Annotated in this window: 7 protein-coding genes and 1 pseudogene; 3 read left to right on the top strand and 5 right to left on the bottom strand. The window is 65.4% G+C overall.

The window, feature by feature from the left end:
* Positions 1–41 precede the first annotated feature (41 nt).
* The 4 genes and pseudogenes from LT948_RS32765 to LT948_RS32750 all read right to left on the bottom strand — a co-directional run.
* Positions 42–545, bottom strand: a pseudogene (locus LT948_RS32765) (endonuclease/exonuclease/phosphatase family protein); the annotation flags it as partial.
* Positions 546–560: 15 nt separating this feature from the next.
* The gene (gene dsbA / locus LT948_RS32760; RefSeq protein WP_003096976.1) at positions 561–1,196 is read right to left on the bottom strand and encodes a thiol:disulfide interchange protein DsbA; all 636 of its coding nucleotides are present in this window, start codon (positions 1,194–1,196) and stop codon (positions 561–563) included.
* A 167-nt stretch (positions 1,197–1,363) separates the two neighbouring features.
* Positions 1,364–1,969 (bottom strand): c-type cytochrome, encoded by a 606-nt coding sequence (locus LT948_RS32755; protein ID WP_003102831.1) that lies wholly within the window; start codon positions 1,967–1,969, stop codon positions 1,364–1,366.
* 45 nt (positions 1,970–2,014) lie between these two features.
* Positions 2,015–2,308: a c-type cytochrome gene (locus tag LT948_RS32750; protein ID WP_003096979.1), complete on the bottom strand. Its 294-nt coding sequence runs from the start codon at positions 2,306–2,308 to the stop codon at positions 2,015–2,017.
* Positions 2,309–2,491: 183 nt separating this feature from the next.
* Between LT948_RS32750 and yihA the strand changes: the two genes are divergently transcribed.
* On the top strand, positions 2,492–3,139 hold the full coding sequence (gene yihA / locus LT948_RS32745; protein WP_003161102.1) for a ribosome biogenesis GTP-binding protein YihA/YsxC: 648 nt from the start codon (positions 2,492–2,494) through the stop codon (positions 3,137–3,139).
* A 263-nt stretch (positions 3,140–3,402) separates the two neighbouring features.
* Here yihA and polA read toward each other — a convergent pair whose 3' ends face one another.
* On the bottom strand, positions 3,403–6,144 hold the full coding sequence (polA, locus tag LT948_RS32740) for a DNA polymerase I (protein WP_033996096.1): 2,742 nt from the start codon (positions 6,142–6,144) through the stop codon (positions 3,403–3,405).
* A 77-nt stretch (positions 6,145–6,221) separates the two neighbouring features.
* Here polA and LT948_RS32735 point away from each other — a divergent pair, with 77 nt between their 5' ends.
* Positions 6,222–6,512, top strand: coding sequence for a DUF2782 domain-containing protein (locus LT948_RS32735; RefSeq protein ID WP_218816329.1), 291 nt, complete (start codon positions 6,222–6,224; stop codon positions 6,510–6,512).
* Positions 6,513–6,545: 33 nt separating this feature from the next.
* Positions 6,546–7,496 carry a homoserine kinase gene (locus LT948_RS32730; RefSeq protein ID WP_003110565.1) on the top strand — a complete coding sequence of 317 codons (951 nt, stop codon included), beginning with the start codon at positions 6,546–6,548 and terminating at the stop codon, positions 7,494–7,496.
* The last annotated feature ends 349 nt before the right edge of the window (positions 7,497–7,845 follow it).

The raw sequence follows: 7,845 nt of genomic DNA, 5'->3' as shown, positions 1-7,845 counted from the left end.
GTCATTTATTGCGCAAATCCGCGCCAAATTTCGCGCCGCGCTACAAGCGCGTCGGCGCCTTCGCCAAAGCGCACGAAGATCGCGCCGCGTCCCGGCGGACCGGGCAACGGATGATCTTCCAGCAGGGTCGGCCGCCAGCGGCTGAGCAGGCCGTTGCTGTGCTGGGCGATACGCCCGAGGTTGCGGTTGAGCTGCTGGTACCAGTAGGGGAACGCCCCCAACTGGGCCAGGTGCTCGACCTGGTTGACGTAGCCGGAACGCAGGCTGCCGCCGTCGGCTTCCTGGAGGGCGACGAGATCGTAGTCGGCGAGCAGTTCGCCGATCCGCTTCAGGTTGGTCGCCCGCCCCGCGTGGGGCAGCAGGTGCTGCCAACCGCGGGTCAGGTAGTGGCGGTAGCGCTCGGTGCTGATACCGACCTGGATGTTGAAGCTGAGAAGGCGCAGGCGGCCGTCGTCGGGCAGCTCCCGCGAATCGTCACAGGAGGGGTTCACTCGCGGGTCGCAGCTGCCTGCGACCCGAGGTTCACGCTGCCAGCGGCGCAACATGCCGAATCACCTTGCCTACTTCTTGGCCGCTGCGCGCTCTTTCTCGATCAGGTAGTCGGCCAGCTTGAGGGTTTCCTCCGGACCACCGGCGGAGCCGATGTCGAAGCGGTATTTGCCATTGACCACCATGGTCGGTACGCCGGTGACCTGGTAGGCCATCGCCAGCTTCTTGGCCTTTTCCATCTGGCCCTTGATGGCAAAGGAATTATAGGTGCTCAGGAATTTTTCCTTGTCCACGCCCTTGCCGGCGAGGAAATCGGCCATTTCTTCCGGAGTGGCGAGCTTCTTGTGCTCCTTGTGGATCGCCTCGAACACGGCGTTGTGGACGTCATGCTCGACGCCCATGCTTTCCAGGGTCAGGAACATCTGCCCATGGACGTTCCAGATACCGCCGAACAGGGCAGGCAGGCGCACGAAATGGACATCTGCCGGCAGCTTCTCGCTCCACGGCACGATGGTCGGCTCGAACGCGTAGCAATGCGGGCAGCCATACCAGAACAGTTCCACCACTTCGATCTTGCCCGGCTGGGACACCGGCACCGGGCTGCTCAGCTCGACGTATTCCTTGCCGGCGGTATAGTCGTCGGCCTGGGCGGCCATGCCGAACAGGCTGGCCATGGCCAGCATGGCGGTGAGAATCAGGTTACGCATCGTTCACTCCTAGGCGAGGTCAGTGCCGCTCTCCGGCCGGGTTCGGCCCGGTCAGTTCGACCGGGGGGAGCGGTCACGGGTTCCAGCATTGTAGCGATGGCGGACGCAAAAAAGGGCAGCCGAGGCCACCCTTTTTCATACATCTTTTTTGCCGTGCTACGCAGCGATCAGTGCAGACCCTGGATGTAGCTGGAAATCGCGGCGATGTCCTTGTTCGACAGCTTGGCGGCGATGGACTGCATGATCTTGGTGTCGCCGTCGTTGGTGCGGGTGCCTTCGCGGAAGTCGGTCAGCTGCTTGGCCACGTAGGTCGCGTGCTGGCCGCCCAGGTGCGGGAAACCGGCGGTTGCGATGCCGACGCCGCTCGGGGAATGGCAACCGGTGCAGGCCGGCATGCCTTCGGCGATCTTGCCGCCGCGGAACAGCGCTTCGCCCTGGGCCACCAGGTTCGGATCGGCCATGCCGACGCTCATCTTCTGGCTGGCGAAGTAGGCGGCGATGTCGGCCAGGTCCTGGTCGCTGAGGTTGGTCAGCAGGCCGGTCATTTCCAGCACGGTACGCTTGCCGTCCTTGATGTCATGCATCTGCTTGAGCAGGTAACGCTCGCCCTGGCCGGCCAGTTTCGGGAAGTTCGGCGCCGGGCTGTTGCCATCCGCACCGTGACAGGCGCCGCATACCGCGGCTTTCGCCTGGCCCGCGGCGGCATCGCCAGCGGCATGGGCAAGGCCGGTCAGACCCAGGGTCAACAGCAGACTCACGAGAAGTTTGTTCATCAGCTAATCCAATTACGGCTAAGGGTGAAAGATAGTGGGCTTCGGCTACTTCTTCACCATCCACTGGATGGTTGCCTGGTAGTCTTCGGCACTGCAGTCGGTGCACAGGCCGCGGGGCGGCATGGCGTTGAATCCGTTGGTCACATGCTGGACCAGGGTCGGCATGCCCTTGGCCAGCCGCGGCTCCCAGGCGGCATGGTCGCCCTTTTTCGGCGCCATCGGCAGCTGGCCGTCGTGACACGCGCCACAGGTCCGGTTGAACACTGCTTCCGGGTCCTGCGCCGCCTGCGCCGTAACGGCCACCGCAACGACTGTCGCTGCGAGCAGCAGTTTCTTCATGATCGTCCTCATCAGGGGGAACGCCCGCGTTCTACCGCGCGGAAAATGCTCTGTCCGTTCCCGCGCGCGCTCGACCCTGGGGGATAAAGCGCACACAAAATCCGCGGCATTATATACTTCCGATACCGAAACGGAAACGAAACAGCCCCCCGCGACACCGAGTCGCACCCCTGTGGATAACCCATGTCAGAGAAGAACCCCATCGTCGGCCTGTGCCAGAAGGCCAGCTTTCTCATCAGTGCCGCCCAGGTCGACCAGTGCCCCCCCGACGAAGGCCTGGAAGTCGCTTTCGCCGGGCGCTCCAATGCCGGCAAGTCGAGCGCGCTGAACACCCTCACCCACGCCAACCTGGCGCGCACCTCGAAAACCCCGGGACGTACCCAACTGCTCAATTTCTTCGCCCTGGACGACTCGCGGCGCCTGGTGGACCTGCCCGGCTACGGCTACGCGAAGGTGCCGATCCCCCTGAAGCAGCACTGGCAGCGCCACCTGGAAGCCTACCTGAGCAGCCGCGCAAGCCTGGCCGGGGTGTTCCTGATGATGGACATCCGCCATCCGCTCACCGACTTCGACCGACTGATGCTGGATTGGGCACAGGCCAGCCAGCTGCCGATCCATGTGCTGATGACCAAGGCCGACAAGCTGGCCTTCGGCGCGGCCAAGAACGCCCTGCTCAAGGTACGCCGGGAAGTCCAGCAAGGCTGGGGCGACGTCGCCACCCTGCAACTGTTCTCCGCGCCCAAGCGCCAGGGCATCGACGAGGCGCAAATGGTCCTGGCGCAATGGCTGGGCCTGCTGGACGAGGAACAAGAGGCGTTCGAGGAAGCCTGAATTCCAGGCAAAAAAAACCCCGAGCTTCGTATGGGGAGGGGGAAGTTCGGGGTTCAAGTCCGGACCGCTAGGGCGGGGTCCAGGAATCTGCCAACACTAAACACTGCAAAGGAGCATCGAAGGGCTCAAGAAGCCATTCGTGTGTTCTGACTGTCGGCAAAACGGGAAAGTTCAGCGCACCGCGAAAAACTTTTCCACGGCACCCTCACCGGGCACTCCGGACCTGCTCGCAAGGCCCGCCACACGGGCCTCGCAACCGTTCATCAGTGGGCTTCGTCCCAGTTCGAACCGACACCCGCCTCGACCACCAGCGGTACGTCCAGGGTCGCCGCACCGCTCATCAACGGACGGATTCCCTCGTGCACCTGCTCGACCAGGTCCTCACGCACTTCCAGCACCAGTTCGTCGTGCACCTGGAGGATCACCCGGGCATCGAGGCCGCTTTCCAGTAGCCAGTTATCCACAGCGACCATGGCGCGCTTCATGATGTCCGCCGCGGTGCCCTGCATCGGCGCGTTGATCGCGGTGCGCTCGGCGGCCTTGCGCATGGCACCGTTCTTCGAATGGATCTCCGGCAGGTACAGACGACGGCCGAACAGGGTTTCGACGAAGCCCTGCTCCGCGGCCTGGGCGCGGGTCCGTTCCATGTACGCCAGGACGCCGGGGTAGCGGGCGAAGTAACGGTCGATGTAGGCCTGGGCCTCCTTGCGCTCGACGCCGATCTGCTTGGCCAGGCCGAAGGCGCTCATGCCGTAGATCAATCCGAAGTTGATCGCCTTGGCGCTGCGTCGCTGGTCGCCGCTGACGTCTTCCAGCGGCACGCCGAAGACTTCCGCCGCGGTGGCGCGGTGTACGTCCAGGTCGTGGCGGAAGGCATCCAGCAGGCCGTCGTCCTTGGCCAGGTGGGCCATGATCCGCAGCTCGATCTGCGAGTAGTCCGCGGCCAATAGCTTGTAGCCCTGCGGCGCGACGAACGCCTGGCGGATGCGCCGGCCCTCCGCGGTGCGGATCGGGATGTTCTGCAGGTTCGGGTCGCTCGACGACAGCCGCCCGGTAGCCGCCACCGCCTGGTGGTATGAGGTATGGATGCGCCCGGTGCGCGGGTTGATCTGCTCGGGCAGGCGGTCGGTGTAGGTGCTCTTGAGCTTGCTCATGGAGCGGTACTGCATGATCACCTTGGGCAGCTCGAAGTCCTGCTCGGCCAGTTCGGCGAGCACCGCCTCGGCGGTGGACGGCTGGCCGGTCGCGGTCTTGCTCAGAACCGGCAGGCCGAGCTTGTCGTAGAGGATCGCGCCGAGCTGCTTGGGCGAGCCGAGGTTGAATTCCTGCCCCGCCAGGTCGTATGCCTGGCGCTCCAGGGCGACCATCTTCTCGCCCAGTTCGCGGCTCTGGATGCCCAGCAGGTTGGCGTCGACCAGCGCGCCGTTGCGCTCGATCCGCGCCAGCACCGGTACCAGCGGCATCTCGATATCGGTCAGGACCCTGGCCAGGGACGGGATCGCCTCCAGCTTCTGCCACAGGGCCTGGTGCAGGCGCAGGGTCACGTCGGCGTCCTCCGCCGCATAGGGCCCGGCCTGTTCGATGGCGATCTGGTCAAAGGTCAGTTGCTTGGCGCCCTTGCCGGCGATGTCCTCGAAACGGATGGTGCTGTGGCCGAGGTACTTCAGGGCCAGGCTGTCCATGTCGTGGCGAGTGGCGGTGGAGTCCAGCACATAGGACTCGAGCATGGTGTCGTAGGCTACGCCCCGCAGCGCGATGGGGGTGCTGGCATTGGCCAGGACATTGATGTCGTACTTGGCATGCTGGCCGACCTTGAGCTTCTTCGGATCCTCCAGCAGCGGTTTCAACGCACGCAGCACCGCGTCACGGTCCAGTTGCTCGGGAACGCCCATGTAGCTGTGGGCCAGCGGCACGTAGGCGGCCTCGCCCTCCTTCACGGCGAAGGACACCCCCACCACCTGCGCCTGCTGGGCGTCGATGCTGGTGGTCTCGGTATCGAAGGCGATCAGCTCGGCCTCCTCCAGCTTCTTCAGCCAGGCGTCGAACCCGGCCTGGTCGAGCACCACGTCGTAGTCGACCTCGGCCTGGATAGGCGTTTCCGCCTCGCCGCTCTCGCCGGCCTCCTTGGCCTCGCGCAGGAGGTCGTCCAGCCAGTTCTTGAACTCCAGCTCGCGGTACAGGGCGATCAGCGCTTCGCGCTGCGGCTCGCCGGGATACAGCTTGTCGATCTCCACGTCCAGTTCGACGTCGGTCTTGATGGTCGCCAACTGATAGGACAGGAACGCCTGCTCGCGATTTTCCTCGAGCTTCGCCGGCAAACCCTTGGCGCCGCGGATCGGTAGCTCGGGCACCTTGTCCAGGCTGGCGTAGAGCACCTCCAGGCCGCCACCGACGCCGGTCAGCAGGCCCAGCGCGGTTTTCTCGCCGACGCCGGGAACGCCGGGGATGTTGTCGACCTTGTCGCCCATCAGGGCGAGGAAATCGATGATCAGCTCAGGACCGACGCCGAATTTCTCTTTCACGCCATCCACGTCGAGGCGGCTACCGGTCATGGTGTTGACCAGCGTAATGTGCCCGTCGACCAGTTGCGCCATGTCCTTGTCGCCGGTGGAAATCACCACCGGGCGGTCAGCCGCGGCGCTGCTGCGCGCCAGGGTGCCGATCACGTCGTCGGCCTCGACCCCCTCCACGCACAGCAGCGGCAGGCCGAGGGCGCGGACGCTGGCATGCAGCGGCTCGACCTGGACCCGCAGGTCGTCGGGCATCGACGGCCGGTTGGCCTTGTACTCGGCGAACAGCTCGTCGCGGAAGGTCGGGCCCTTGGCGTCGAAGACCACCGCGAACGGGCTGTCCGGGTACTGCTTGCGCAGGCTCAGGAGCATGTTCAGCACGCCCTTCACCGCACCGGTGGGCTTGCCGGTCGAGGTGGTCAGCGGCGGCAGGGCATGGAAGGCGCGGTACAGGTACGAGGAACCGTCCACCAGGACGAGGGGCGCTTGGCTCATGAGGGGAATCAACCTTTTCCGGAGACCAGGGCGTGTAGAATGAACCCTGGACGATTCGATAAAGGAGCAAGGTTACCATGCGTACGCTGAACCGCTTGATGCTCGCCGGACTGCTGGCGTTCGCCCCGCTCGTCGCGATGGCGGCGGACGACGACGCGCCCTCCGGCGAGCCCGACGTAACCATCCGCCAGGAGGGCGACAAGACCATCCAGGAATACCGCGTGAATGGCTTCCTCTACGCCATCAAGGTGGTTCCCAAGCATGGCAAATCCTATTTCCTGGTCCGCGCCGACGGCAGCGATGGCAACTTCATTCGCTCCGACCAGCCGGACAAGCTGATTCCACAATGGGAGATCTTCAGCTGGTGATGTGCATTTCCAACCTGGCGAGGCCGCGCTGACATGTCGGTGTTCACCCCACTCGAACGCTCGACCCTGGAAGCCTTCCTCGCCCCCTACGACCTGGGCCGCCTGCGGGATTTCCGTGGCATCGCCGAAGGCTCCGAGAACAGCAACTTCTTCGTCAGCCTGGAACACGGCGAGTTCGTCCTGACCCTGGTCGAGCGCGGGCCGGTGCAGGACCTGCCGTTCTTCATCGAACTGCTCGACGTGCTCCACGAGGACGGCCTGCCGGTACCCTACGCCCTGCGCACCCGCGACGGCGAGGCCCTGCGCCGTCTCGAAGGCAAGCCGGCGCTGCTGCAACCGCGCCTGGCCGGCCGCCACGAGCGGCAGCCGAACGCCCACCACTGCCAGGAAGTGGGCGATCTGCTCGGCCACCTTCACGCCGCCACCCGCGGGCGCATCCTCGAACGCCCCAGCGACCGTGGCCTGCCCTGGATGCTGGAACAAGGTGCCAACCTCGCCCCGCGACTACCGGAACAGGCCCGCGCCCTGCTCGCCCCGGCCCTGGCGGAGATCGCCGCGCTGGATGCCGAGCGCCCTGCGCTGCCGCGCGCCAACCTGCATGCCGACCTGTTCCGCGACAACGTGCTGTTCGACGGCCCGCACCTGGCCGGCCTGATCGACTTCTACAACGCCTGCTCCGGCTGGATGCTCTACGACCTGGCGATCACCCTGAACGACTGGTGCTCCAATGCCGACGGCAGCCTGGACCCGGCCCGCGCCCGCGCCCTGCTCGCCGCCTACGCCAACCGCCGGCCGTTCACCGCGCTGGAAGCCGAGCACTGGCCGAGCATGCTGCGGGTCGCCTGCGTGCGCTTCTGGCTGTCGCGACTGATCGCCGCCGAGGCGTTCGCCGGACAGGACGTGCTGATCCATGATCCGGCGGAGTTCGAGATGCGCCTGGCGCAACGGCAGAACGTGGAGATTCATTTGCCGTTTGCGTTGTAGGCAGGAACCGCAGGAGCACGGCCGTCCTGCGGCCGCTCCCCCTTCAAAACCCATGCGGTTTGGCGTCTTGGGTGAGGCCGAGTTGACATCCTGTCGAGGCTTCGTCGTTCAGCTAACCCCCGGCCCGGCCATCCTGGCCGGTCGTTCGCCCTTCAAAACGCATGCGGTTCGGCGTCTTGGGGTGAGACCGAGCCGACATCCTGTCGAGGCTTCGTCGTTCAGCCCACCACCAGCCCGGCCATCCGGGCCGGTCGTTCGCCCTTCAAAACGCATGCGGTTCGGCGTCTTGGGGTGAGACCGAGCCGACATCCTGTCGAGGCTTCGTCGTTCAGCCCACCCCCGGCCCGGC

The sequence above is a fragment of the Pseudomonas sp. CP-1 genome, assembly GCF_021213715.1.
Classification (GTDB): Bacteria; Pseudomonadota; Gammaproteobacteria; order Pseudomonadales; family Pseudomonadaceae; genus Pseudomonas; species Pseudomonas aeruginosa.
Note: the sequence above shows the minus strand (reverse complement) of the source record. Positions and strands in the feature narration are given on the sequence as shown.

Bases quoted from the DNA above. Each gene is read 5' to 3' on its own strand.
- yihA (WP_003161102.1), top strand. From the start codon at position 2,492: ATGTCAGAGAAGAACCCCATCGTCGGCCTGTGCCAGAAGGCCAGCTTT.
- LT948_RS32750 (WP_003096979.1), bottom strand. From the start codon at position 2,308: ATGAAGAAACTGCTGCTCGCAGCGACAGTCGTTGCGGTGGCCGTTACG.
- LT948_RS32755 (WP_003102831.1), bottom strand. From the start codon at position 1,969: ATGAACAAACTTCTCGTGAGTCTGCTGTTGACCCTGGGTCTGACCGGC.
- polA (WP_033996096.1), bottom strand. From the start codon at position 6,144: ATGAGCCAAGCGCCCCTCGTCCTGGTGGACGGTTCCTCGTACCTGTAC.
- LT948_RS32735 (WP_218816329.1), top strand. From the start codon at position 6,222: ATGCGTACGCTGAACCGCTTGATGCTCGCCGGACTGCTGGCGTTCGCC.
- dsbA (WP_003096976.1), bottom strand. From the start codon at position 1,196: ATGCGTAACCTGATTCTCACCGCCATGCTGGCCATGGCCAGCCTGTTC.
- LT948_RS32730 (WP_003110565.1), top strand. From the start codon at position 6,546: ATGTCGGTGTTCACCCCACTCGAACGCTCGACCCTGGAAGCCTTCCTC.